Raw genomic sequence first — 23979 nt, forward strand, 5'->3', positions numbered from 1 at the left:
AAGAAACACATGATGAAGATAGCAATTGCCGGCGCAACAGGCCGTATGGGAAAAATGTTGATTGAAGCTGTGCTCAATACAGCTGATGCGCAATTGGTTGGTGCGCTTGAGCATACTTCTTGTCCAAATTTGGGTGAAGATGCTGGTGCATTTTTAGGACAAAAAACAGGCGTACTGATATCTTCTGACGTTGCAGGAGTTTTGTCGAATGCGCAGTTTTTAATTGATTTCACAAGGCCTGACGGTACGATGGCTTATTTGGCTATGGCCGAAAAGACTGGTACCAAAATGATCATTGGCACTACTGGACTTACAGCAGAGCAAATAATGGTTTTGAAACAAGCCTCTGCAAAATTAGCGATTGTATTTGCGCCGAATATGAGTGTTGGCGTAAACGCAACCTTCAAACTTTTGGAGATTGCTGCCAAGATGCTTAATCAGGGGTATGACATTGAAATCGTTGAGACTCACCACAAACACAAGATTGATGCTCCCTCGGGTACTGCGCTCAAGATGGGCGAGGTGATTGCAGAAGCCCTAAATAAAAAGTTGGATGATGTAGCAGTTTATGCGCGCGAAGGCCATACTGGTGAACGTAAAGAAGGTTCGATAGGTTTCGCAACAATTCGTGGTGGTGATATTGTTGGCGATCACACTGTACTATTTGCTGGTGATGGCGAGCGAATTGAAATCATTCACAAGTCCTCGAGCCGTCAATCTTATGCTCAAGGATCATTGCGCGCCGCACGTTTCTTGCAAAACCAAAGTAGTGGACTATGTGATATGCAGGATGTTCTTGGCTTACGCAAATCATCAGTCAATTAATTAAAAATAGAAGAAAAGAGTTGTTGCAGAATGAGCAAGGATTACGATTACCGCAGAATTGAAGCGGCAGCACAGGCTGATTGGGAGGCTGCGCAAGTCTATCAAGTGGCAGAGAATGCTGTTGATGCACAGGGTAAACAAAGGCCTAAGTACTATGCCTGTTCTATGTTGCCTTACCCTTCTGGCAAGCTGCACATGGGGCATGTTCGTAACTACACCATTAATGATGTGATGGCGCGCCAGCTAAGGATGCAGGGCTATAACGTTTTAATGCCAATGGGTTGGGATGCTTTCGGCATGCCCGCTGAGAATGCAGCGATTCAGAATAAAGTACCTCCTGCAAAATGGACCTACGACAACATTGCTTATATGAAAAAGCAAATGGCTGCGATGGGTTTGGCGATTGATTGGACGCGTGAAGTGGCGACTTGCAGCCCTGATTACTATCGCTGGAATCAGTGGCTCTTCTTGAAGATGCTTGAGAAGAGTATTGCCTATCGTAAAACTCAAGTAGTCAATTGGGATCCGATTGACCAGACCGTCTTAGCAAATGAGCAAATCATTGATGGTCGCGGCTGGCGCTCCGGCGCATTGGTCGAAAAACGTGAGATCCCAGGTTATTACTTCAAAATTACCACTTACGCTGAGCAATTACTGTCTGGTTTGGATGGATTGGGTTGGCCAGAGCGTGTGAAGACGATGCAGCAAAATTGGATTGGCAAAAGTCGTGGTGTGCGTTTTGCTTTTAAACATGACATCAAAGATGAACATGGTAAATTTATTCAAGATGGTCTTTTGTATGTTTTCACTACACGTGCTGACACCATCATGGGTGTCACTTTCTGTGCGGTAGCAGCCGCACATCCTTTAGCAACTAAAGCGGCTGCAAATAATCCAGCGTTAGCCGCATTTATTGAAAAATGCAAAACGGGTAGTGTGATTGAAGCTGATTTAGTTACCCAAGAAAAAGAGGGTATGTTTACTGGCTTGTATGTCACGCATCCTTTGACACATGAGCCTGTGCCTGTCTGGGTTGGTAATTATGTATTAATGTCTTACGGTGATGGTGCTGTAATGGGCGTACCAGCTCACGATGAGCGTGACTTCGCTTTTGCTCTAAAGTATGCCCTGCCAATAAAGCAAGTCATTGCATTCAAAGACGAGTCGCCAATGTTTAATACCACTCGTTGGGAAGATTGGTATGCCCAAAAAGAAGGTGTTGTTTGTTTTAATAGTGCACAGTTTGACGGCTTATCTCATGAAGAGGCAGTCAGTGCAGTCGCAAAGGAACTAGAGAAGTTAGGTATTGGTGAAATTAAGACTACCTATCGCTTGCGTGATTGGGGTATCTCGCGTCAGCGATATTGGGGAACACCGATTCCAATTATTCATTGTGGTGATGAGAGTCATCCTGGGTGCGGTGCTGTGCCGGTACCCGAAGCCGATTTACCAGTAGTCTTGCCAGAAGATTGCGTACCTGATGGCAGTGGTAATCCACTGAATAAACGTGCTGACTTCTTAAATGTGAAGTGTCCAAAATGCGGTAAGCCTGCACGCCGGGAAACTGACACGATGGATACCTTCGTTGATTCTTCTTGGTATTTCATGCGCTACACCGGTCCGCATGCAAAGACTATGGTTGATGGGCGTAATGAGTATTGGATGCCAATGGATCAATACATTGGTGGTATTGAGCATGCGATTTTGCATTTACTTTATGCGCGCTTTTGGACTAAGGTCATGCGTGACCTCAATCTCATTAGTTTTGATGAGCCATTTCAAAATTTGCTCACTCAAGGCATGGTCCTTAATGAAACTTACTACTCAGAGGATGCTTCTGGTAAGAAAACTTGGCTCAATCCCCTTGATGTTGAGTTAGAGCTTGATGAAAAAGGTCGTCCACAAGGTGCTAAGTTAATTGGTGATGCTACAAATACGCCAGTAGTGATTGGTGGCGTAGAGAAGATGTCCAAGAGCAAGAATAATGGCGTTGATCCCCAAGCTCTGATTGATCAATATGGCGCTGATACTGCTCGTGTGTTTGTCATGTTTTCAGCGCCTCCAGAGCAACAGTTAGAGTGGTCTGGCGCCGGTGTAGACGGGGCTTCTCGATTCTTGAGGCGCGTTTGGATGTACTCCAGTAGTCAAGCGGGGGCCCTACGTGAAGCCTCTGATGACTTGTCTAATGTCTTGAATGATGCCGAGCAAGCACTCCGTCGCGATGTTCATGCGATCTTAAAACAAGCAAACTTTGATTATCAGCGTTGCCAGCACAACACTGTTGTTTCTGCAGCCATGAAAATGCTCAATACGCTAGAGCCAATCAAGCTAGATCAAAATACCGCCATTAATGCGTCAGTTCTACGCGAATCTCTTAGTATCTTGTTGCGTATTCTTTATCCAGTGGTTCCACATATAACTCATGTTTTGTGGCAGGATCTCGGCTATGATAAAACATTTGGTCCCTTGCTCGATGCGCCTTGGCCTTCAGTGGATGAAACAGCTCTAGTCCAAACCGAAATAACTTTAATGTTGCAGATTAAAGGCAAGTTGCGTGGTGAGATTAAGGTGTCTGCTGATGCAAATAAAGAGCAAATTGAAGTTTTAGCTTTACAAAGTGAGCCCGCACAAAAAGCTTTAAATGGGGGCACACCTAAAAAAGTGATCGTGGTCCCTGGTCGTTTGGTCAACATTGTTGTCTAACCCATTTATAGAAACTAAAACGATGAGCATAAATCGATTTCGTCGTGTCGTACTGGGATTGATTATTGCCGCACCTATGAGTGGGCTGATTGCTTGCGGTTATCGCCTGCGAGGAATGGTTGATCTGCCATTCAAGGCTATTGCTATCATTGGTAATCCATCTCCTCCGTTTAGGGCTGATTTACAGACAGCAATCTTGACGGGTACGGATGCAAAGGTTGCGATCAATCCGAAGGACGCAAATCTGATCTTAGAGATTACCAACGATGTAAGCGATCGCGAAATCTTAGCTTATACCTCAAGTGATCAGATATCCGCTTATCGACTCAATATTTGTGTTGAATTTAGGGCTTTTGATTTAGCGGGGGCTGAGATAGTACCCGAGGCTGAGATCTGTATGACTAGGGATTTAGACTTTACAGTCTTAACTGTTTTGGCTGCGGATGTGCAGATTCAACAATTCTTAACTCTGATGCGCAAAGATTTGGCTATTCAGATCTTGCGTCGTGTTGCTGCTGCGGCAAAAGCGCCGCAAGCAAGAGCATTCTAGAGGTGAGATGAGGCATGGTCAAAGTAGATGCCTTGCAGGCACACCTGAAGTCTGTAACTTCTGGCGGTGCTATGTTGCCGCTATATATTTTTAGTGGTGATGAACCTCTCTTGATGATGGAGGCTATAGATCAATTGAGGTCTGCCGCTAAGAAACAAAACTTTACTGAGCGCGAAGTATTGCTGCAGGAACGGGGTTTTGATTGGAGTGCTCTATTCAATGCTGGCCAAATAATGTCATTATTTGGTGATAAGCGTTGGGTAGAGTTGCGCATACCAACTGGCAAGCCTGGTCGCGATGGAGCTGATGCACTTAAGCAGTTTGCTACACAAATTGCATCTCAATCAAGAGAACCTGAAGGTCCCGATATAGTAGTTTGTATTATCTTGCCACGTTTGGATGGTAAGACCAAGACTGCTGCCTGGTTTAGTGCTTTGGATGAAGTGGGGATGGCAATTCAGATTGATTCATTGGATCGTGGTCATTTGCCGCAATGGATTGCAGACCGACTGAAACGCCAAGATCAAGAGGTTGAGACGGGTTCTGAAGGTCAGCGCGCACTTGAGTTTATTGCCGATCAAGTAGAGGGTAACTTAATTGCTGCCCACCAAGAACTTTTAAAGTTGGGTTTGTTGTATCCAACAGGAAAACTAACTGACGAGCAAATTCGTACCTCTATTTTAAAAGTGGCGCGTTATAACGTCTTTGAAGTAACTGAAGCTATGCTTGCCGGCGATTTAGCCAGGTTAAATCGGATGCTCGATGGCCTTAAAGGTGAGGGTGAGCCGTTAGTGCTCATTCTGTGGAGCGTAACTGAGGAGCTTCGAATACTATCTAAATTAAAGGCAGCAAGTGATGCGGGTGAATCTGTTCAGAATCTGATGCGTGCGAATCGTATCTGGGGAAATAAAGAGCGTTTATACCCTGCTGCATTGAGAAGAATTCAGCCTCTAAAATTGCGCAAAGCGATCCAAGTTGCCGCTGGATTAGATCGCCAAGTTAAAGGGTTGCATGCTGCAGAATTGCCTGGAGACCCATGGGATGGATTGCGTTTAGTTGGCAATTTATTACGTTAGATAGAAAAAAATAAGTAATTAGAGATCAAAAAAATGAGTTCAGCTATTCAAGAGATGATGCAAGACATTGGTAAGCGTGCACGCGCTGCATCGCGATCGATGGCGCGTGTGTCAAGCGAGCAAAAGAATCATGCTCTATTACATGTTGCTATGGTTATTCGCCAAAAATTTAATGAGATTCAAAAAGTGAATCAGTTCGATGTGGATCGCGCTAAAGCAAATGGGCAGGATGCCGCTTTCGTAGATCGCTTAACTATGATGCCTAAAACTATTGAAACCATGGCGCTTGGTTTGGAGCAAATTGTTTCTTTAGACGATCCTATCGGAAAAATTTCTGCCTTACAAAAGCAAGCCTCTGGTATTGAGATTGGCCAGATGCGTGTACCGCTTGGAGTGATTGGTATTATTTATGAGTCACGTCCGAATGTGACGATTGATGCAGCTGCTTTGTGTTTAAAGTCGGGCAATGCAGTCATCTTGAGAGGTGGCTCTGAAGCCATTGCTGCTAATACTTTATTGGCTCAGATTATTCAGGAAGGCTTGGCAGCCGCAGGCTTGCCTAAAGATGCTGTACAAGTGGTGACTACAACCGACCGTAGTGCTGTGGGTGAGATGGTCACGATGACACAATATATCGATGTGATCGTTCCAAGGGGCGGTAAGAGTCTGATAGCGCGCTTGATGACTGAGGCTCGTGTACCTATGATTAAGCATTTAGACGGGATTTGCCATACCTATATTGATGCTGATGCCGACGTTGCTATGGCCATCAAAGTTTGTGATAACGCAAAGACCCAGCGTTATGCACCATGTAATGCAATGGAGACCCTTTTGGTTAATCAAGAGATTGCGAATCAAGTATTGCCAATCCTGTGCAAAATTTATCAAGACAAAGGTGTTGAACTACGGGTTGATGATTTAACGCGTAAAACACTTGAGGCAAATGGTTTCCAAAATCTAGTAGAGGCGAATGACGAGGATTGGCAAACAGAATACTTAGCACCAATTTTGTCAATCAAGACTGTCGCTAATATTGATGCGGCAATGAACCATATTGAGCAGTATGGCAGCAAACATACTGATGCCATCATTACTAATAACAAAGCTCATGCTGAGCGTTTTTTGCGGGAGGTTGATAGTGCTAGCGTGATGGTCAATGCCAGCACACGCTTTGCAGATGGTTTTGAATATGGGCTCGGCGCTGAAATTGGGATTTCGAATGACAAGCTACATGCACGGGGTCCTGTTGGTCTTGATGGACTGACTTCATTGAAATATGTCGTAATGGGTCATGGTGAGATTCGTACTTAAGAAATAATTTGATTGATAGATAGAGCGCACTACATATGAGTAATTCATACCTTTGGGTAAAAACATTTCACATCGTATTAATTACTTCATGGTTTGCTGGTTTATTTTATTTGCCCAGAATTTTTGTGAACTTAGCCGAAGAGAAGAATGCTGAAGCTTATTCTCGTTTACTTGGTATGGCTGATCGTCTTTATCGTTTCATGACTATTTTGGCGGTTCCCGCAGTGTTGGTGGGCTTAGCCCTATGGCTTCATTTTGGAATTGGTCGTGGTGACGTGTGGATGCATGCCAAATTATTTTTTGTGATCTTAATGATTGGTTATCACCACGCTTGTTTGGGCATGCTTAAGAAATTCCGTACTGGTGTAAATAAACGTTCAGGGGTTTGGTTTCGTTGGTTTAATGAAGTGCCCGTTATTTTGCTTGTCACTATTGTTGCCCTAGTTTTATTTAAGCCTTAGTGCTAAGTGATTGCCGCGGTTTTATTTTTACTACCTAAACCCTTATAGATTGTTAGCTACATGAGATTTTTTGTTGTTTGTCCAGGCGGTTTAGAAATACCGCTGGCCCAGGAGCTGGCCGAAATTGCTGGGCGCCCAGCATGCAAGGCTCTAGGTGCATGGGTCATCGACCCCACCCCCATCAGCCCAACAGGTGGGGTTGGCCTGGCTGCACCAATATCGGCGGCTATGGCACTGAATTTGCACTCCCGCATTGCGAGTCGCATATTGTTACAGATGGCGCAAGCCCCTTATCGACAAGAAGAGGATCTTTATAAGTTAGTGAGCGGTTTAGCTTGGGAGGAATGGTTTACTTCTAAACAAACGCTAAGAGTAGATGTCACTGCTCACCGCTCTCCCTTGAAAAGTTTAAATTTTGCTACGCTCAAAATTAAGGATGCGATTGTAGATCGCTTGCGTGATGTCACAGGCGACCGTCCAAGTATTGATCCTGCTTTTCCAGATGTGCGGGTGCAAGCACATTTAACGGCAACTCAAGTGACTATTTATTTGGATACCTCTGGTGAAGCCTTATTTAAGCGTGGATGGCGAAATGAAAAAGGTGACGCACCTTTAAAAGAGAATTTGGCGGCAGGTATTCTTTCAATCACCTCTTGGCAGCCTGGAAAAATATTGTTTGATCCGATGTGCGGTAGCGGCACCTTTCTAATTGAGGCAGCCCAGATGGTTTTATCCATTCCGCCTGGTGCGATTCGTGCAGGAATATATGGTGATGACGCAAAGCCCAGCAGATTAGCTTATCGACCACTAGTAACTTCGGTTCATGGCTTTGGGTTTCAAAGGCTCAAGCCTTTTAATGAGGCTACCGAACAAAAGCGTTGGGTTGGCTTGAAGGACACTGCGCTTACGCAGATGCTAGAAAAGCGTAAGCAATATCCAAGCGTTCAAACTTTAAATATTTCTGGTGGCGATATTAATGAGAAATTAGTGTCGATGTTTAAGTGTAACTGGCAAAGAGCGCAGTTGCCAGAACAGCCAGTAGTGCGTCAAATTGATGCCTTAGCAGCTAATCCTCCAGGAGGAGTTAATGAGGGCGTAATGTTATTGAATCCTCCCTATGGGGAGCGTCTGGTCATTAAGGGCGGTCGTGGCCAGGAGCGCGTATCTACTCAAGATGCACGTCATGATGAAGTGCTAGATAACCGTTTTGAGCTAAATCTGGAGACGGGTCGTCAGAGTGCTAAGCGCTCTAGTCGTGAGTCTTTGAAGAAGCTGCAAGCACAAGCAGAGCAAGACCCAAAGTTTGTGGAGTTTTTGCGCCAGTTTGGCCAGCATCTCAAAGAGAATTTTGGAGGGTGGAATATCTTTGTTCTTACCGCAGATATGGCTCTGCCTGGTCAACTGCGCATTAAAGAATCGAAGCGCACCCCATTGTTTAATGGCTCACTGGAGTGCCGTTTGTTCAAGTTTGAGATGCATGCTAAGCGGCTGACTTGAGTATTAAACCTTAAAATGTAGGCTAAAGATAAGATAAGATAAGATAAGCGGAGATCAGAGTAATGGAATTTAAAACGTATATGTGCTTAATCTGCGGCTGGGTATATGACGAAGCCGCTGGTTTACCTGATGAGGGGATTGCCCCAGGCACTCTCTGGAAGGATGTACCAATGAATTGGACTTGTCCAGAGTGTGGTGCACGTAAAGAAGATTTTGAAATGATGGCCATTTAATTCGGAATACATGATGGAAAAAGTAGATCAAAACGAAGTCTTGTTTGAGCGTGCGCAAAAGACAATTTCTGGGGGTGTGAATTCTCCGGTACGTGCTTTTCGGCACGTGGGAGGAGTTCCTCGTTTTGTCACAAAAGCTAGCGGCCCATATTTTTGGGATGCAAATGGGCAGCGCTATATTGACTTAATTATGTCTTGGGGTCCTATGATTGCGGGCCATGCCAATCCCGAGGTAGTTGCTGCAGTTCAAAAGGCTGCTGAAACCAGTTTTAGTTATGGGGCGCCTACTGAGGGTGAGATAGAGTTGGCAGAGCGTATATGCGCCTTAATGCCAAGTGTTGAGCAAGTGCGTCTGGTGTCTAGTGGCACTGAAGCCACGATGAGTGCACTGCGTTTAGCGCGAGGCTATACCGGGCGTGACTTAATTATTAAGTTTGAAGGCTGTTATCACGGCCATGCCGATAGCTTATTGGTAAAAGCGGGCTCTGGCTTACTGACATTTGCCGACGCTACCCAGAATGCACCTTCTTCTGGGGGGGTTCCGCAAGATTTGGTGAAGCATACTTTAGTGCTGCCTTATAACGATGCAGCAGCTATTGAAGAGGTATTTAAAAAGCAGGGTAACCAGATTGCAGCCGTAATTTTGGAGCCGATTGCTGGCAATATGAATCTTCTTCAACCCTCCAAAGAGTTTTTGTTTACTATTCGTAAACTCACCAGTAAGTACGGTAGTGTCTTGATCTATGATGAAGTAATGACTGGTTTTAGGGTTGCCTTGGGTGGGGCACAATCCTTGCAAGGTGTTATTCCGGATCTGACTTGTTTGGGTAAGGTGATGGGTGGTGGCATGCCGATGGCTGCATTTGGCGGTACAAAAGAAATTATGTCTAAGCTTGCCCCCTTAGGGAGTGTCTATCAAGCGGGAACTTTATCTGGCAACCCCGTAGCTGTTGCAGCTGGCCTAAAGAATTTAGAGATTATTTCTCGCGAAGGTTTTTTTGAGTGCTTAACAGATCAAACTGAAAAGTTGATGAAAGGCTTAAAGCAGGCTGCAGATAAGGCAAGCATACCTTTTTCTGTTGATAGTGTTGGTGGGATGTTTGGTATTTACTTTGCCGATGAAGTACCAATTTCTTATAAGGCTGTTACCAAATCTAATATAGAAGCATTTAAGAAATTCTTTCATCTCATGTTGGATGAGGGAGTGTACGTAGCACCCTCGGCCTATGAGGCTGGTTTTATCTCGATTACTCATGACAATGAGGTGATCGATGCCATTATTGCTGCTGCTGATAAATCATTTAAAAAGCTTTGAGCAAATATTTTCTGAATCAGAGGTAATTGCTACATTCGGAGTGGGTGGTCATAACCACTCACTTGAATCAGGCCGAGACTTTTCGAATCCCTGTTTGAGTTTGATAGTTCCAAAGCAGTCAGCTTCCCGCCCCAGACGCAACCGGTGTCTAGGCCAACGACATTATGCTTTCTCAATAATCCCAGCGTAGACCAGTGACCAAAATAGGTCAGAATATCTTGAGTTTTTCTTTCTGGGGCTGTGAACCAAGGAATAAAACCTTTAGGCCCTTGTCCTAGACCTTCTTTGCTCAGGAATTCCATCTTACCGGAGGGTGTACAAAAACGTATGCGTGTAAGTGCATTTGTGATGATGCGTAAGCGTTCATATCCTTTGAGTGACTTGCTCCATGTATTTGGAGTATTGCCATACATATTTGCTAAAAATTCTTTGTATAACTTACTATGCAAAGTTTTTTCAACTTCTTGAGCGCATTCAATCGTCTGTTGTAAGTCCCATTGTGGCAGAACGCCAGCGTGCACAGTCAGGATCTTGCCATTACTTAGTGCCATCGGGCGATGGCGTATCCAATGAATCAATTCCTTACGATCAGGTGCTGAAAGTATGGGCTCAATAGTATCTACATTTTTGGGCTTCCTAAGTCCAGCATCAATCGCCAACAGATGAAGGTCGTGATTGCCTAAAATGCACTCTGCGCGCCCAGATTCTTGCAGGGCTTTGAGTTGGCGCAATACTCCCAGAGAGTCGGGTCCACGATTGACTAGATCCCCCAAGAAAATCATCTTTGATTTTTTGGGAAGTTTTTTAACGAGGGCTTTAAGAGAGGGTGCGCATCCTTGTACATCCCCTACAGCGTAGATCTTGCTCATACTCTATATTAAATCGTCTTCTTGACTACGCTGTAGCGAATCAAGGTATTTTTACGAGCCTCATCATGATCCACGATTGGCATTGGATAATCGCGTCCAAGTTGCAGCCCAGCAGCTTCTAGTTCGACATGTCCAGCTTTCCAAGGTGCATGGATTGTCTTTTTGGAGAGTTTCTCGAGTTGAGGAAGGTAGCACCGTATGAATTTTCCTTCGGGGTCAAATTTTTCAGACTGTGTAATGGGGTGAAAGATGCGAAAATAGGGTTGTGCATCGCATCCGGAAGAGGAGGCCCACTGCCAGCCACCATTATTAGATGAGAGCTCAAAATCATTGAGGTGCTCTGCGAAATGGGCCTCACCCCAACGCCAATCTATCCCCAAATCCTTGGTCAAAAAGCTCGCTACCACCATGCGTAGTCTATTGTGCATATAGCCGCTTTGGTTCAGTTGATGCATTGCTGCGTCAACTAATGGGTAGCCAGTTTTACCCTCACACCACGCGGTAAACAATTTCTTCGCCTTGGGTCCGGATTCCCAAACAATATTGTCATAGTCTGGTTTAAAGGATGCACCATCTGCCAGACGTGGATGATTAGCGAGAATCATGAAATAAAAATCTCGCCAAATGAGCTCGCTTAACCAAATTGTTGCGCCCATGCTGCCAGACAGCATCCGACGATGGACCTCTCTCACTAAACCTCTGATGGATAGCATGCCAAAGCGTAAATGCGTGGACAGATAGCTTACGCCTTTAATGGCCGGAAAGTCTCTGCCAATTTGATATTGATCAATACGTGATAGAAAGTCCTCCAAGAATACTTGACCGCCTTGAGAGCCTGGTGGTAAATAGCTTTCGATCCCAGTGGCACAAAAGCCCATAGATGCTAAAAAAGGAAATGACTGGTCCAATTTTTTAGGAATGGCTGCCAATTGTCCTGGCTTGGGATTGCATTCATAAGCAGCAAGGTCTTTCTCTTGAAGGGACTTCAGCCAATTATTTTTGTATGGTGTAAAGATTGAAAAAACGGTGTTTGAGTTGGTGAGAATTTCTTTTTTTTCAAAAATCACGTGATCTTTAAAACTCGCAAAATCAATACTAATTCTTTCTAGCAATGCTTTGACTGTCGCATCTCTTTTAATAGCTGTAGGCTCGTAATCATGGTTGGTAAATACCGCCTCAACACCTAACTCTTTAGCAAGCACAGGAATACATTCAGTTGGCTGGCCGACTCGAACAAGCAGACCACTACCATGTTTGCGAAGCTCATCATCAATTTGCTTTAAGCCTTGCCAAATAAAATCCACACGTCGATCATCTTTTAAGCCATTTGCATTTAATTCACCCTTCAGCAATGGTTTCAGAATCTCGGTATCAAAGATAAAGGTCAGCCAGACCTGTTGATTCGTCTTGAGGGCGTGGTGAAAGGCGGCATTGTCGTAGAGACGGAGATCACGGCGAAGCCATACTAGAGCTTTTTGCATAACCCCTATATTAGGGCTTCTTGAGAAGAAATGCAGGGGCAAAGCCTAGTCTGTCAGGTTAAGATTCAATGTAATGATGGATACGATCTTTTTTATTCTCTCGAAAGTAGTGCAATTTTGTTTAGAGCCGCTAAATTGGCTGCCAATTTTTATTCTATTGGCACTACTCTTCTTGTCTTTGCGAAAGTTGCACCTTTGTAAGCGTTTTCTAATCATTGCCTTAGTAGATCTTGCGCTAGTAGGCTGGCTTCCGACATCAGAAATTTTTCTGCGTGCACTAGAAAATACCATAGTAAAAACAGAGATCGCTAAGTTGTCAGCAAATGAATTGGGCGGCATTATTATTTTGGGCGGCGCAATTGATGGTGGTGAAATCGCCGTTGACCGGGGTGAAATTTCAATCTATTCAGCTGCTGAAAGGGTCACTAAAGCATTTGAACTGATACGAAAGCACTCAAATCTACCTTTTATTTTTAGTGGCTACTCTGGTCGAATTACCCCAAAAGGGGTTTCTGAGGCTGAAGCATTTAAGCAATTGATTCAGGAACAGGGCCTTAGTAGTGAAAACGCGCATTATGAAAACCAGTCCCGTAATACCTATGAAAATGTGCTTTATATGAAGCCGATGATTCAGGAGTTTGGGTTAAAAGATGATGGGGGAAAGCTTAAGCCATGGCTTTTAATTACCTCAGCTAGTCATATGTATCGATCGACTAAGATTTTCCAAAAGCAGGGGTTGGAGGCGATGCCCATGCCAGTGGATTATCAGACGGCCAATAGCCTGCAATGGACTAATTTTGATTTAGTCGACGGCGCTCGAAACTGGAATAGCCTAATTCATGAAATTGTTGGTCTATTTGCCTATTGGATGACTGGAAAAATCTAGATATTCTGTAAAATAAACTTCATGACCTCGGCTAAAAAAGCACCCCCTGTTTCAGAACTAGCCTCTGAATCTGAGTCATTAATTTCTTTTTCTGCTGACCATCTTGCAAATCAATTCCTGATTGCCATGCCTGGTATGGTGGATCCAAATTTTGCTGGATCTGTTATTTATCTATTTGAGCATACCGAAAGAGGGGCAATGGGCTTAGTCATTAATCGGCCCACAGAGGTAGATCTTGCCACCCTCTTTGACAAGATTGAGTTAAAGCTAGAGATCGCACCTTTATTAAAGCAGCCAGTGTATTTTGGCGGACCCATTCAGGTGAAACGAGGATTTGTATTGCATGAATCCGATACATTATCTCCATATAGCTCCTCTTTGATTATTCCAGACGGCCTCACAATGACTACATCTAGGGATGTGCTAGAGGCGGTTGCTGCAGGCAAGGGCCCTGCACATTTCTTGATGACTGTGGGTTATGCAGGTTGGGATGCAGGACAGTTGGAGGAGGAGATCTCGCTCAATGGCTGGATGAATGTGCCGCTTAGGCGTGAGCAAATGATTGAAATTATTTTTCAAACTCCATCAAGTCAACGCTATGAACAAGCGGTAACTCACCTAGGGTTTGATTTATCTCATCTTTCTGGTGAGGCGGGGCATGCCTAAGGCCGTGACTGTAATTGCTTTTGATTACGGAACTCGCAGAGTGGGTGCAGCAGTAGGTAATTCTCTGACTCAATCAGGCCAGCCTTTAAAGACAATTTCATCGACAAATAACGAAACCTTGTTTCAGGAAATTGACAGGCTTCTGAAGGAGTGGCAACCAGATCAATTGGTGGTGGGTAGGCCACTCCATCTAGATGGAGTGGCACATGATATGACTGCCAAGGCGACTCGATTTGGTAATCAACTTCATGGACGCTTTCAGATGCCGGTGGCATGGGTCGATGAGCGTTACACATCAGCAGTTCTAAAGGGAAATGCAGAGATTCACGACAATCTAGATGCACATTCTGCTGTTTTGATATTGGAGCAATATTTTGCAGAGCAAAGTGTCAAGTCTTTCAGCAAATAAATAACATCAGATTAAGATATCAGTACCAGGCCAAATATTGAATGCAGAACAGTTATACGGAAGATTGCTAGAAAATCTGCGCAAAAGAGCGCTAGAGAGTCCATTTGAGCTTGCGGGGTTAGCGATGGGTGGTGCTTGGATTGCCGAGCGTATCGCTGCTGATTTGGGGCTTGCCCATTTTGGAGTCATTAACGTCGCTTTTCATCGGGACGATTATGCCGAGAAGGGTATGACCGCATTACGGACTGCTAGTACGATGACTACCTATTTGCCATTTGATGTCAATGGTGCCAATATCATTTTGATTGATGATGTTTTATTCACGGGCAGGACTGTCCGTGCAGCGCTAAATGAATTGTTTGATTATGGTCGACCTGCAAAAGTGGAACTCATGGTCTTGGCTGATCGAGGGAATCGGGAGCTACCAGTATGTGCAAATTTTGTAGGTGAGCAGGTCATGATTGCAGAAAACCAAATGTTGGTTTTGGAGAAAGATACTGCTGGCAAGTTCAGCTTTCAGTTAGAGGGGTGAGCTTAATGAGTCAGTCAGTGAATCAATTTAATGCGGCTGGAGAGTTGACTCATCTTCTGACCCTTGAGGGCCTTCCAAAGGAGCAAATTCTCCATATTTTGGATGCTGCAAAGCAGTTTGTGAGTGTCACAGACCCTGCGCGTGAAGTAAAAAAAGTGCCACTGCTTCGAAGTAAAAGTGTCTTCAACCTTTTCTTTGAAAATTCCACTCGTACGAGAACAACCTTTGAGATCGCTGCCAAACGTTTATCAGCAGATGTAATTAATTTAGATATTTCTACATCCTCCACCGCTAAGGGCGAAAGTTTATTGGATACGATTGATAACTTAGTAGCAATGCAAGCGGATATCTTTGTGGTTCGACATGGCGTTTCTAGGGCACCAATTGAAATAGCGAATCACTTACCAGCCCATGTTCACGTAGTTAACGCTGGTGATGGTAGCCACCAACATCCAACCCAAGGCTTATTGGATATGTATACCATGCGTCACTTTAAGCAAAACTTTAAGGGCTTAAAGGTCGCAATTGTGGGCGACATCGTACATAGCCGGGTGGCGAAATCGAATATTCATGCGCTCACTACTTTGGGTTGTGAAGATATTCGTGCCATTGGCCCGGAAAGCTTATTGCCAAGCGATTTCAATATGCTTGGTGTGAAGGTATTTCATAGCATAGAAGAAGGTTTGAAAGATGTAGACGTTGTGATGACCTTGCGCATTCAGAAAGAGCGTATAGAGATAGGTCAAGTTCCAGAAGGTGATGCGTTCTTTAGGCAATATGGCTTAACTCCAAACCGTCTCGCTTTAGCAAAAGCAGACGCAATTGTGATGCACCCTGGTCCCATGAATCGTGGAGTAGAGATTGATTCGGCAGTAGCAGATGGTCCGCAGTCAGTCATCTTGAATCAAGTGACTTTTGGTATTGCTGTGCGGATGGCAGTAATGTCAATTGTGGCTGGTAATTAAATCGGTAATTGCTGTAGCTATGTGCTGATCAAAATTAATATGGCTATCCAGTATTAATTCGTCTTGAGCAGCAGCGCTAGAGTGCTCTAAATTATTGCTGATTACACCATGAAATTGGCATAGCTTTGATAAGCCAAACATTTGTGCCCATGAATTATTTCGATGAGGGTTGATTTCTAAAACCTGGACGTCGTCGTTTAAAAACAGAAGATTAAGCACCCCGCGGCGCCAACCATGTAAGTAAAAGTCTTCGCACTAGCTAATGTATCTAGATAATCCTTAAAGCTCAGCTTGGATAAAACCACCTGCTCAATATTTAATAAATTTTTACGACTAAGTTCGTTTCGTCCATAAATCAAATTTTTAGTTCGGATTTCAGTAATATCGTGCTTGGCAAAACAGATTGATTTGATTTCCCGATAAATTTTTTGGTAATCGGGATAAATCTGTAAATCTCTCCCCTCGGGGTCATAATCAAGTCAGAGAAACTATAAGCAGTTTTGTGGTTTAAAAATATTAAATTGCTAGTGTCGAACACTGACTCTAGGAACTCTCTTTGAAATGCATTGCCTTTAATTGATACGCAGACTCACTTTTTATTATTTCGCCACTGAAGATAAAAAGAAAAAAATACGTCATGAAAAAAATGGGAAATATTGTCCGTATGAATGATGAGTAGATAAAAAGCTTCACCTTCAAGGTTTTTTGTCTTGGGTTCAAACGGCAATAAAGACTATCTGCGAATGATAGTGAACTCGATCATTTTTTGCCGATAATGTCTTTTTGGCAAACAGCTGATCTTTATAGAGAATGAAGCTAGCACTGCCCGCTATGGAAACAAACAATTTTTGGAAGCGGTCTTTAATTTTTAGCATGCAGGTTTAATATTCAATATGGTAGGGAAAGCCCGCTATAATTTTAGTTACAAATATGATTTTAAGCGGTGATATAAGGGTGCTAATTGAAAGCTAAATCCATTGCGCAACAGAAAAATTGGCTTCTGCTTTCTCATGCTTTCAATATGGATGGTAGAGCGGCTAGTTTAGCCATTACAGATAAGATTCCTTACTTCTTAGAAGCCGGAATTCAGCCGATTGTATTTAGTGCCATTACGGGTTTAAAAGACGAGCGCTTTCCCCATAAGCAATTCTTGGCTTGGGGTCCGGCTGCCTTTAGATTTGATGTTCGTCACTGGATTGCCAATAAATATGGCCGTGGTTTTATCTACAAGATTACTACGAGAACAGTTTCGATTCTTTTGGCTCCATTTATTGGGATTGAGAAGTTGGTGCTTGGGTATTCCAGTCAGTGGTCTTGGGCGCTCCCCGCATTTGTACGTGGTTATTTCTTGATTCGTAGTGGAAAGGTTGATGTTATTTACTCAATTGGAAGTGCGTGGTCAGCACATTTAGCAGGAGTATGGCTAAAACGCGCAACTGGCTTGCCATTAATCTCTGAAGTGCATGATCCAATGGTAATTCGTAAGAGCCCCCAAGATCAGGGTTTTGAGAAACCTAAAAATCGAGATGCTCGTTTTCGTCTCTACTTGGAGAGGCAGCTTTGTAAGTATTCCGACTTTGTATGGTGGTTGACTGATGGCGCTCTGCATTACGCAAAAGTCAGAAATCCAAATTTGAATACTGCAGGTAACGCAACGGGATTTGTAGTGATGCCTGGTGCTAATCCTCCGGGGGATATGCATTGCAAATCTCACCATCAATATGGTGAGTATCTCAACTTAAGTCACTTTGGCTCACTAGCAAACGATAGATCGCTTTCTATTATTTTGAAGGCTGCTAATACACTCTTCGCTAAGTATCCCGACGCTAGAAAGCATCTTCGTGTACATGCTTACGGAGCTCCTCTAGACTCATTATCACTTGAGGCAATAAAGCAGTATGATTTTTCGGATATTTTGCTTGCGCATGGTCGCCTTGAGCATGATCCAGATACCGGTAAATCGGGGCGCGAACGAGTAGCGCAAAAAATGCAAGAAGCGGATGTTTTAATTTTGCTACACGGAAATGATGAGTGGTGTGCTGAATACATTCCCTCTAAATTTTATGACTACCTATGGGCTAGAAGGCCTATTTGGGGGATCATTCATCGTAATCCACGGCTCGATAAAATGCTTCTAGAGCGTCAATCTTATTTAAGTGCGGATGGTGATGATGTAGATATTGCCATGGCACTTGAGAGAATTTGGCTTGATTGGAAACAAAAACAGCTTTTAAAACCAGTTTGGCAGCCTATTGGTGTAGATCAGGCGGTTAGCAGTATTCTGTCGCATCTTGCTCAAGAAAAGGCTGCCCTTTGAAAGACCTTGTTCTTTACTGTAAATCCTATCGCAAAGATTTCTTGCGATTAAAGCGACTGTTGCAATCAATCTCGGATTTCAATCAGGATCGCATCCAGTTCTATATCTCTACCCCAAAAGTTGATCGCGATTTATTAATTCACCTCTTAGGTGTCGAAGGTTATGAGTGGGTGTCGGATGAATCTATCATTGAAGCAAATCCTGCTGCGCCAGTCGAAATCGAGAAAACCAAATCTGGCAGCTTGACTCAACAAATAGTGAAGTCAGAATTTTGGCGATTAGGCTTGTGTGAGAACTACGTTTGCTTAGACTCGGACTGCATTTTTATAAAATCTTTTTATAAGTCTGATTTCATGGCAAGCGATGGTTATCCGTATACGGTGATTTATCAAAATAAAGAGTATTTCCAGCTGGCTGTTAATCGCGGCTTTGCAAAAGTGCCTCTTCAGCTGAAGACCGAGGGGGATAGGGTTAAACATTTATTTGGACGTCATGGCCCGAATTACTACTGCCCTTGCCCACCATTTATTTGGTCTGCTAAGGTTTGGATGTCGATAGAAGAGTCTTATTTAAAACCTAAAGGCCTATCTTTTTGGGATATTTGCACGCCAGAACAGCCTGAAACTCTTATTTATTTAGAAGCTTTGTTAAATTACAAAGCGATTCCTTTGCATCCTATTGAGCAGCTATTTCGTATTTATTACTATGACTGGCACTACTATCTACTGTGTCGAATTGGTGAAGCGCCTGCGAAACTAAAAGAGCACTATTTGGGCGTCATCTATCAATCGAGTTGGGATTTTAGTTTGGATTATGGCGCTAGTCAAAAATCAATTTTTTCAAGAGCACTGAAAAAATTGAAACGATTTGGTCGCTATTTACAAAGTTTTATCTAATGATTTCAAAGCCACTCATCAGCGTGCTGATGCCCGCATACAACTCGGAGTTGTATATCGCTGAGGCCATCAATAGCATCTTGCAGCAAAGCTATCAGAACATAGAGTTGCTCATTTTTGACGATGGATCTACTGATAAGACTCGACAAATCATTGAAAGTTTTGGTGATCCTCGTATTGTGAAGATCTTGTCTGACCAGAATTATGGTGTGATCAAAGCGCGTAATGAGATGATCGATAGAGCAGGCGGTCAATATATCGCCCTTATGGATGCTGACGATATTGCTGATCCTACGCGCCTCGCGAAGCAATTACGAAGCTTAGAGCTAGGCGAATGTGATTTATGTGGAAGTGCCCAATGGGTTTTGGATGAGGCTTCTGGAAAACTGAAGAAGTCAAAAGATAAATTTACTGATTCAGACTTGCGAGCACTTTTAACCGTCTATTGTGGCTTGTGTAATTCTGCCATGATGGGAAAAGTAGAAATTTTTAAAAGATTTAAGTACGATACTTCCATATTAACTTCTGAAGATTATTGCTTATGGGTGCAGATGGCAGCTACTGGATATCGTTTTATTAATTTGAAAGAGCGATTGATTACGTATCGGCGTTATCCTGCGCAAACCAGCTCTGTACACCTCGATAAATTTAGAGTTACCACAATTGAGGTGCAAAAGAAGTACTTAGATCTTCTCGGAATTTCTGCGGCACTTTATCCGCGTCAATTGCCATGGCCCAAAAGATTAGGTGTCGGAATGAATTTATTACGCGCTTTAAATAAGAAATTTCCAGGCGTTTCTTTTCGAGCAAATTCGGAGATCTATGCTCGCTTTCAGTTTAGACGTAATAGATGGTGGACGCCATTGACGCGCTTAGAGCGTTTCTTCATCAGTCTTTGGATCACCCTCTGTAATTCGGTCACTACAGCATCCCCTTGCAGATGGCTCTTTATTTGATCTTGCGACAGTTCTGATGGCAAGCCAGATACCTCAAGTAGGCGATTTGCGCCTCGATAGGCATACCACATTTTCGGCATGATCTTCATTTGTTGGTTCAACAACCCTGCTAAGTGGCTCATTCCACTTTTTGAGCCTATCAATATGTCGGCGTTCAACAGATAGTAAAACGAACTCATAACATCGCTGTCAATACATTCATGAACTTCATGTGGGGTGTTTTGAAAATAGGCTTTCCAGGAAACAGCTTGTCCACTTTCAGAGTGATAGATTCCATCTCTGCCTTCGCTAAAGATGTAAATTGCAATTTGCTGTTGAGTATTGCGTAAAATCATATTGAGGATTTCTAAATACTGCGCATCTGGGAGCATTCTAGAAGAGAGATCTGAGAACTGTTGTCCTAGCAACAAATCTCCTCGGCGAAGATGTACGGCAATATTTAATTTATTTGGATCGTAGAAGAGGTGAATAGGATGTTGCTCTCGAGCTTTTGCATAGGCATTCAACAACCATTCTCTAGTGGACACATATTCATAATCGCCAAAGCGATTATTACTGAGTTTGAAAGCGACATTAGGCTCGAGATGATTTTAAATGAACTGATCTATAGATTTCATCAGTATTTTACTCGTTAGAGGGGATATGAATCTCAAAAAGGGGGTAATTCGATTAGCTTGATTGCACCACCCCGAATTTGATTTTCAACCTCCTCGCGACTGGGTGGTAACGCTATTGGGTTGAGCATTACGTTGAGACCATTCCCAATATGATGGGTTTCGTTTGCCTTGCGCCTTCTGAGCTTGGGCAAGGTTTGCTTAAGGCGCCATTTAAAGGACTGATGATGAGAGTTTGTGAGCTGGGTCTCTGAATAAGCGAATTGCAGTTGATTGCGATCGGCAATTTTGAGTGCTCGATTCAAAATACCTATCGAATGACCAATACCTGCATCAGGATTATCGTAATCTAGAATAAAGCGATTAGACATGCTTGAGGTCTTTAAGAATCTTGCTAATAATCGTTGACACGTAAGTTGTGGTATCAAACTCCATTGCTTTAGGAGATGTTAGAAATTCACGAATGTATTCTTGGTATTTTGTATAATGCTGTGCATTGATGCTCAATAAGAAGCGGTGTACTTCCGCAGTATTCTTAAAGTCTCTTCTATCAATAAAACAGGACTTAGGAATGTGATGTGTGATCGTATTCGAGCCCCAGTAGACTGGAACGCATCCCCCAAAGAAGCAATCAAAGATTTTTTCACTAATGTAATCAGGCAGATTGGCTACGTTTTCATAGCAATAGGCAAACTTCGTTTTTCGATAGATCAATTCTTTATCTTCTACTTCCCCTGCATAACTTGGAAAGGGTTTATAGCCTATGAGTTGGGTCGCTAGTCTTTTGAAGCGTCTTGATACTTTTTCAGATGCGGTAAAGCCTGGTTCAGGCTTGCTCCACCCTAGACCAAATAGTGAGAAATATTGAGGTGCATGGGATTCGTACCAGCGAATCACTTCTAAACGTTCCCGATAGAGATCATTTTCAAGACTTTTTGGAAATGCTTTATTCGCATTGATGATGCAGGAAAAAATCGGTCTTTCAGCGAAAGAGGGTGTGACTTGATTGCGTATTTGGTTGGGAATGAAGACGTGGCTGATATTTGGGAGGCTTGTAAAGTCGGCCTTCCAAGTAAACACCCCATCAAACTGACTAAGGTAACCCTCATCTTGATTACGAGGGCAAATATAGGGGTTTTCGGTAGCAATGAGATACTTTGGGCCAGAAATTTGATCTAAAGGCTGACCGTCATGCAAAATACTAAAAGCGATTTCTCGACCCTCGTTGACATCTGGATTATTTAACTCAATCCCATGCTTCAGAAATTCTGCTCTAAGCAATCTATTGGTAAAGGTTGGGTTATAGGTATGATGTCTATCGATTTCCTCAAAAGAGGCATTTTTTACCCTATCACGTTGATAGTAATTGGCAAATAACATTTTTATATGACTCTAGTGAAGTTTCGAAAGCATACTCGTAAAGCTATTGCTGATTCCAAAATTTTGCTGGCTGGTCCTATCAGAAATGTAGCGCATACGATTCAAAATGAAGTTGAAACCTTGGCGGCAAGTTTTGCTAACTTCAAGGAAATTCATTGCTTTGTAGTTGAGAGTGATTCTAGTGATGATACCCCGAAAAAATTAGAGGAACTCCAAGCAGCCATTAAAAATTTCTCATTTGTTAGCGTCGGTAACTTATGCAAGCAATATCCTAGACGCACTGACCGTATTGCCTTATGTAGAAATATTATTATTGATGCAGTCGCTTCTAGGCAAGAATTCGCTGACATTGACTATATTGCCATGGCTGATTTAGATGGCATGAATGCTCTGGTGACCGCAGAAAAAATTGCGCAGTGCTGGGAGGTGGATGAGCCATGGGATGTGATAACCGCCAATCAATTGGGTGAGTATTACGATATCTGGGGTTTAAGTCATCCAGATTGGAACCCAATGGATTGTTGGGAGCAAAAGCTTCGGCTAGAGAATATTTTTGGTAACGATATGGCTCAAAATACTGCAGTGACTTGTAAGCAGGCTCCCATTGATCCTCGGGCTGATCTGATTGAGGTCGACTCTGCATTTGGCGGCCTTGGTATTTATACAAGAGCATCATTTTTAGCGGGAAGGTATGCTGGCACAGATGATCAGGCTGGTGGAATTGATGTCGCTGATCACATCCCTTTTCATCGTGATTTGCGAAAGAAAGGCTATCGTATTTTTATCAACCCAGCTTTAATCAATTGCGATAAATCTACTCGTGATTATGCGGAAGGAGCTGTAGTCCCTAAGCGGAGAGGTGCCCTCAAGGTAGTTAAGCGCCTTGGGATTTTTTTGTTTGGAAAAAAGCGTTTTAATAAATACTTAGAGATGATGCATACGCCGTAAGGCGAAACAACAGAGGTAAGCAATGATTTTAGTAACTGGTGGCGCAGGCTTTATTGGCGGTAACTTTGTTTTGGACTGGCTAAAAGTCCCAGAAAATGAAGGCATTATTAATTTAGATAAATTAACTTATGCCGGTAATCTAGCTACTCTTGATTCTTTAAAAAAAGATCAACGCCATATTTTTATTCATGGGGATATTGGTAACCAAGCCTTAGTCACCAAGCTGCTCAATGATTATCAACCGCGTGCGATCATTAACTTTGCTGCCGAAAGTCATGTGGATCGCTCGATTCATGGCCCTGCGGAGTTTGTGAATACTAATATCGTAGGGACATTTAATTTACTTGAGTGTGCTCGTAAGTACTGGAATAGCCTTCAAGAAAAGGCAAAGGTAAATTTTCGTTTTCATCATATTTCTACTGATGAGGTCTATGGCTCCCTGTCTGCAACAGATCCCGCTTTTACTGAAACCAATCCTTATGAGCCCAATAGCCCATATTCAGCTTCTAAGGCTGCCTCTGACCATTTGGTGCGAGCCTGGTTTCATACTTATGGATTCCCAGTAGTGAGAACAAACTGTTCTAATAACTATGGGCCATATCATTTCCCCGAAAAATTAATTCCACTCGTTATTTTGAACGCCTTAAATGATAAGCTTTTGCCAATCTACGGTGATGGTCAACAAATCCGAGATTGGTTGTATGTCGGCGACCATTGCTCAGCAATTCGTGAAGTATTGACAAAAGGAAAATTAGGTGAGACCTACAACATCGGTGGTTGGAATGAACAAGCCAATATTGATGTAGTCAAAACGATTTGTCGAATTTTGGATAAGTTAAAACCTCGGGCAGATGGCCAGTCCTATGACCAGCAAATTACTTTCGTGAAAGATCGCCCTGGACATGATCGACGCTATGCCATTGATGCTAGTAAAGTTGAGCGCGAGCTAGGCTGGCGTCCAGCAGAAACTTTTGATTCGGGTATTCGTAAAACAGTACAGTGGTACTTAGATAACCCTGTGTGGATCGAGGGTGTTGTGAGTGGATCCTATCGCGACTGGTTGCAAAAACAATACAACTGATATTGCTT

At 43.2% G+C, this 23979-nt stretch carries 25 protein-coding genes; 19 read left to right on the plus strand and 6 right to left on the minus strand.

Translation table 11 applies throughout. From position 1 onward, the window contains the following. Positions 1–12 precede the first annotated feature (12 nt). The 9 genes from dapB to hemL all read left to right on the plus strand — a co-directional run bounded on the left by dapB (position 13) and on the right by hemL (position 9971). Positions 13–825, plus strand: coding sequence for a 4-hydroxy-tetrahydrodipicolinate reductase (dapB, locus tag DXE31_RS04970; RefSeq protein WP_114698025.1), 813 nt, complete (start codon positions 13–15; stop codon positions 823–825). Between the two features lie 30 nt (positions 826–855). Next, a complete protein-coding gene (gene leuS / locus DXE31_RS04975) occupies positions 856–3528 on the plus strand; it encodes a leucine--tRNA ligase (RefSeq protein WP_114698026.1) in 2673 nt (890 codons plus the stop codon). A 22-nt stretch (positions 3529–3550) separates the two neighbouring features. Continuing rightward, positions 3551–4078, plus strand: a complete 528-nt coding sequence (locus DXE31_RS04980) for an LPS-assembly lipoprotein LptE (protein WP_114698027.1) — start codon at positions 3551–3553, stop codon at positions 4076–4078. 14 nt (positions 4079–4092) lie between these two features. Beyond that, positions 4093–5154: a DNA polymerase III subunit delta gene (gene holA, locus DXE31_RS04985; protein WP_114698028.1), complete on the plus strand. Its 1062-nt coding sequence runs from the start codon at positions 4093–4095 to the stop codon at positions 5152–5154. Positions 5155–5187: 33 nt separating this feature from the next. Continuing rightward, positions 5188–6465, plus strand: coding sequence for a glutamate-5-semialdehyde dehydrogenase (locus DXE31_RS04990; protein ID WP_114698029.1), 1278 nt, complete (start codon positions 5188–5190; stop codon positions 6463–6465). Between the two features lie 35 nt (positions 6466–6500). Further along, on the plus strand, positions 6501–6926 hold the full coding sequence (locus DXE31_RS04995) for a CopD family protein (RefSeq protein WP_114698030.1): 426 nt from the start codon (positions 6501–6503) through the stop codon (positions 6924–6926). Positions 6927–6986: 60 nt separating this feature from the next. Next, the gene (locus DXE31_RS05000; protein WP_114698031.1) at positions 6987–8423 is read left to right on the plus strand and encodes a THUMP domain-containing class I SAM-dependent RNA methyltransferase; all 1437 of its coding nucleotides are present in this window, start codon (positions 6987–6989) and stop codon (positions 8421–8423) included. Between the two features lie 62 nt (positions 8424–8485). Continuing rightward, a complete protein-coding gene (locus DXE31_RS05005) occupies positions 8486–8656 on the plus strand; it encodes a rubredoxin (protein ID WP_071464595.1) in 171 nt (56 codons plus the stop codon). A 13-nt stretch (positions 8657–8669) separates the two neighbouring features. After that, positions 8670–9971: a glutamate-1-semialdehyde 2,1-aminomutase gene (gene hemL / locus DXE31_RS05010; RefSeq protein ID WP_114698657.1), complete on the plus strand. Its 1302-nt coding sequence runs from the start codon at positions 8670–8672 to the stop codon at positions 9969–9971. A gap of 29 nt (positions 9972–10000) precedes the next feature. On the opposite strand, the gene DXE31_RS05015 is transcribed toward hemL, so the two are convergent. Next, positions 10001–10840, minus strand: a complete 840-nt coding sequence (locus DXE31_RS05015; protein WP_114698032.1) for a symmetrical bis(5'-nucleosyl)-tetraphosphatase — start codon at positions 10838–10840, stop codon at positions 10001–10003. An 8-nt stretch (positions 10841–10848) separates the two neighbouring features. Then, positions 10849–12321 carry a cryptochrome/photolyase family protein gene (locus tag DXE31_RS05020; protein ID WP_114698033.1) on the minus strand — a complete coding sequence of 491 codons (1473 nt, stop codon included), beginning with the start codon at positions 12319–12321 and terminating at the stop codon, positions 10849–10851. A gap of 73 nt (positions 12322–12394) precedes the next feature. On the opposite strand from DXE31_RS05020, the gene DXE31_RS05025 reads away from it, so the two are divergent. From DXE31_RS05025 to DXE31_RS05045, 5 genes are all read left to right on the plus strand, one after another. Further along, entirely contained in the window at positions 12395–13207 is an 813-nt protein-coding gene (locus tag DXE31_RS05025) for a YdcF family protein (RefSeq protein WP_231969377.1), read from the plus strand. Between the two features lie 126 nt (positions 13208–13333). Continuing rightward, positions 13334–13873 carry a YqgE/AlgH family protein gene (locus tag DXE31_RS05030; RefSeq protein ID WP_231969537.1) on the plus strand — a complete coding sequence of 180 codons (540 nt, stop codon included), beginning with the start codon at positions 13334–13336 and terminating at the stop codon, positions 13871–13873. After that, positions 13866–14282: a Holliday junction resolvase RuvX gene (gene ruvX / locus DXE31_RS05035; protein WP_114698036.1), complete on the plus strand. Its 417-nt coding sequence runs from the start codon at positions 13866–13868 to the stop codon at positions 14280–14282. The genes DXE31_RS05030 and ruvX overlap by 8 nt, the downstream gene beginning before the upstream one ends. 37 nt (positions 14283–14319) lie before the next feature. Further along, positions 14320–14814: a bifunctional pyr operon transcriptional regulator/uracil phosphoribosyltransferase PyrR gene (gene pyrR / locus DXE31_RS05040; protein WP_114698037.1), complete on the plus strand. Its 495-nt coding sequence runs from the start codon at positions 14320–14322 to the stop codon at positions 14812–14814. A gap of 5 nt (positions 14815–14819) precedes the next feature. After that, on the plus strand, positions 14820–15779 hold the full coding sequence (locus DXE31_RS05045; protein ID WP_114698658.1) for an aspartate carbamoyltransferase catalytic subunit: 960 nt from the start codon (positions 14820–14822) through the stop codon (positions 15777–15779). Here the strand turns inward: DXE31_RS05045 and DXE31_RS09740 are convergent. Together DXE31_RS09740 and DXE31_RS11225 are read right to left on the minus strand one after the other, a co-directional pair. Further along, on the minus strand, positions 15759–15920 hold the full coding sequence (locus DXE31_RS09740) for a hypothetical protein (protein WP_231969379.1): 162 nt from the start codon (positions 15918–15920) through the stop codon (positions 15759–15761). The two genes, DXE31_RS05045 and DXE31_RS09740, sit on opposite strands and share 21 nt — an antisense overlap. Positions 15921–15976: 56 nt before the next feature. Next, on the minus strand, positions 15977–16138 hold the full coding sequence (locus DXE31_RS11225; RefSeq protein WP_231969381.1) for a hypothetical protein: 162 nt from the start codon (positions 16136–16138) through the stop codon (positions 15977–15979). A gap of 602 nt (positions 16139–16740) precedes the next feature. Between DXE31_RS11225 and DXE31_RS05050 the strand changes: the two genes are divergently transcribed. Genes DXE31_RS05050 through DXE31_RS05060 form a run of 3 tightly spaced genes read left to right on the plus strand, consistent with a single transcriptional unit; the run spans position 16741 to position 19948 of the window. Next, positions 16741–18096, plus strand: coding sequence for a glycosyltransferase (locus DXE31_RS05050; protein ID WP_231969383.1), 1356 nt, complete (start codon positions 16741–16743; stop codon positions 18094–18096). Continuing rightward, positions 18093–18992, plus strand: coding sequence for a DUF6492 family protein (locus tag DXE31_RS05055; RefSeq protein ID WP_114698038.1), 900 nt, complete (start codon positions 18093–18095; stop codon positions 18990–18992). Before DXE31_RS05050 ends, DXE31_RS05055 begins: the two co-directional genes overlap by 4 nt. Continuing rightward, positions 18992–19948, plus strand: coding sequence for a glycosyltransferase family 2 protein (locus tag DXE31_RS05060; RefSeq protein WP_114698039.1), 957 nt, complete (start codon positions 18992–18994; stop codon positions 19946–19948). Before DXE31_RS05055 ends, DXE31_RS05060 begins: the two co-directional genes overlap by 1 nt. A gap of 649 nt (positions 19949–20597) precedes the next feature. On the opposite strand, the gene DXE31_RS05065 is transcribed toward DXE31_RS05060, so the two are convergent. Together DXE31_RS05065 and DXE31_RS05070 are read right to left on the minus strand one after the other, a co-directional pair. Beyond that, positions 20598–20933 (minus strand): hypothetical protein, encoded by a 336-nt coding sequence (locus tag DXE31_RS05065; protein WP_114698040.1) that lies wholly within the window; start codon positions 20931–20933, stop codon positions 20598–20600. Next, complete coding sequence (locus DXE31_RS05070) at positions 20926–21942, minus strand: glycosyltransferase family 10 domain-containing protein (protein WP_114698041.1); 1017 nt, start codon at positions 21940–21942, stop codon at positions 20926–20928. Before DXE31_RS05070 ends, DXE31_RS05065 begins: the two co-directional genes overlap by 8 nt. A 15-nt stretch (positions 21943–21957) precedes the next feature. On the opposite strand from DXE31_RS05070, the gene DXE31_RS05075 reads away from it, so the two are divergent. Together DXE31_RS05075 and rfbB are read left to right on the plus strand one after the other, a co-directional pair. Beyond that, a complete protein-coding gene (locus tag DXE31_RS05075) occupies positions 21958–22890 on the plus strand; it encodes a hypothetical protein (RefSeq protein WP_162785538.1) in 933 nt (310 codons plus the stop codon). Between the two features lie 22 nt (positions 22891–22912). Continuing rightward, positions 22913–23971 (plus strand): dTDP-glucose 4,6-dehydratase, encoded by a 1059-nt coding sequence (gene rfbB, locus DXE31_RS05080; protein ID WP_114698043.1) that lies wholly within the window; start codon positions 22913–22915, stop codon positions 23969–23971. Positions 23972–23979: the final 8 nt, after the last annotated feature.

The organism is Polynucleobacter necessarius (genome assembly GCF_900095185.1).
GTDB lineage: Bacteria > Pseudomonadota > Gammaproteobacteria > Burkholderiales > Burkholderiaceae > Polynucleobacter.

Excerpts from the sequence above, each read along its gene's own strand:
- DXE31_RS05025 (WP_231969377.1), top strand. The coding sequence starts at position 12,395 with ATGATGGATACGATCTTTTTTATTCTCTCGAAAGTAGTGCAATTTTGT.
- DXE31_RS04995 (WP_114698030.1), top strand. The coding sequence starts at position 6,501 with ATGAGTAATTCATACCTTTGGGTAAAAACATTTCACATCGTATTAATT.
- DXE31_RS04980 (WP_114698027.1), top strand. The coding sequence starts at position 3,551 with ATGAGCATAAATCGATTTCGTCGTGTCGTACTGGGATTGATTATTGCC.
- DXE31_RS05030 (WP_231969537.1), top strand. The coding sequence starts at position 13,334 with ATGCCTGGTATGGTGGATCCAAATTTTGCTGGATCTGTTATTTATCTA.
- hemL (WP_114698657.1), top strand. The coding sequence starts at position 8,670 with ATGGAAAAAGTAGATCAAAACGAAGTCTTGTTTGAGCGTGCGCAAAAG.
- ruvX (WP_114698036.1), top strand. The coding sequence starts at position 13,866 with ATGCCTAAGGCCGTGACTGTAATTGCTTTTGATTACGGAACTCGCAGA.
- leuS (WP_114698026.1), top strand. The coding sequence starts at position 856 with ATGAGCAAGGATTACGATTACCGCAGAATTGAAGCGGCAGCACAGGCT.
- DXE31_RS05005 (WP_071464595.1), top strand. The coding sequence starts at position 8,486 with ATGGAATTTAAAACGTATATGTGCTTAATCTGCGGCTGGGTATATGAC.
- DXE31_RS05070 (WP_114698041.1), bottom strand. The coding sequence starts at position 21,942 with ATGTTATTTGCCAATTACTATCAACGTGATAGGGTAAAAAATGCCTCT.
- DXE31_RS05000 (WP_114698031.1), top strand. The coding sequence starts at position 6,987 with ATGAGATTTTTTGTTGTTTGTCCAGGCGGTTTAGAAATACCGCTGGCC.
- DXE31_RS05020 (WP_114698033.1), bottom strand. The coding sequence starts at position 12,321 with ATGCAAAAAGCTCTAGTATGGCTTCGCCGTGATCTCCGTCTCTACGAC.
- DXE31_RS05060 (WP_114698039.1), top strand. The coding sequence starts at position 18,992 with ATGATTTCAAAGCCACTCATCAGCGTGCTGATGCCCGCATACAACTCG.
- holA (WP_114698028.1), top strand. The coding sequence starts at position 4,093 with ATGGTCAAAGTAGATGCCTTGCAGGCACACCTGAAGTCTGTAACTTCT.
- DXE31_RS05015 (WP_114698032.1), bottom strand. The coding sequence starts at position 10,840 with ATGAGCAAGATCTACGCTGTAGGGGATGTACAAGGATGCGCACCCTCT.
- dapB (WP_114698025.1), top strand. The coding sequence starts at position 13 with ATGAAGATAGCAATTGCCGGCGCAACAGGCCGTATGGGAAAAATGTTG.
- DXE31_RS05065 (WP_114698040.1), bottom strand. The coding sequence starts at position 20,933 with ATGTCTAATCGCTTTATTCTAGATTACGATAATCCTGATGCAGGTATT.
- DXE31_RS09740 (WP_231969379.1), bottom strand. The coding sequence starts at position 15,920 with ATGTTTGGCTTATCAAAGCTATGCCAATTTCATGGTGTAATCAGCAAT.
- DXE31_RS05045 (WP_114698658.1), top strand. The coding sequence starts at position 14,820 with ATGAGTCAGTCAGTGAATCAATTTAATGCGGCTGGAGAGTTGACTCAT.
- rfbB (WP_114698043.1), top strand. The coding sequence starts at position 22,913 with ATGATTTTAGTAACTGGTGGCGCAGGCTTTATTGGCGGTAACTTTGTT.
- DXE31_RS04990 (WP_114698029.1), top strand. The coding sequence starts at position 5,188 with ATGAGTTCAGCTATTCAAGAGATGATGCAAGACATTGGTAAGCGTGCA.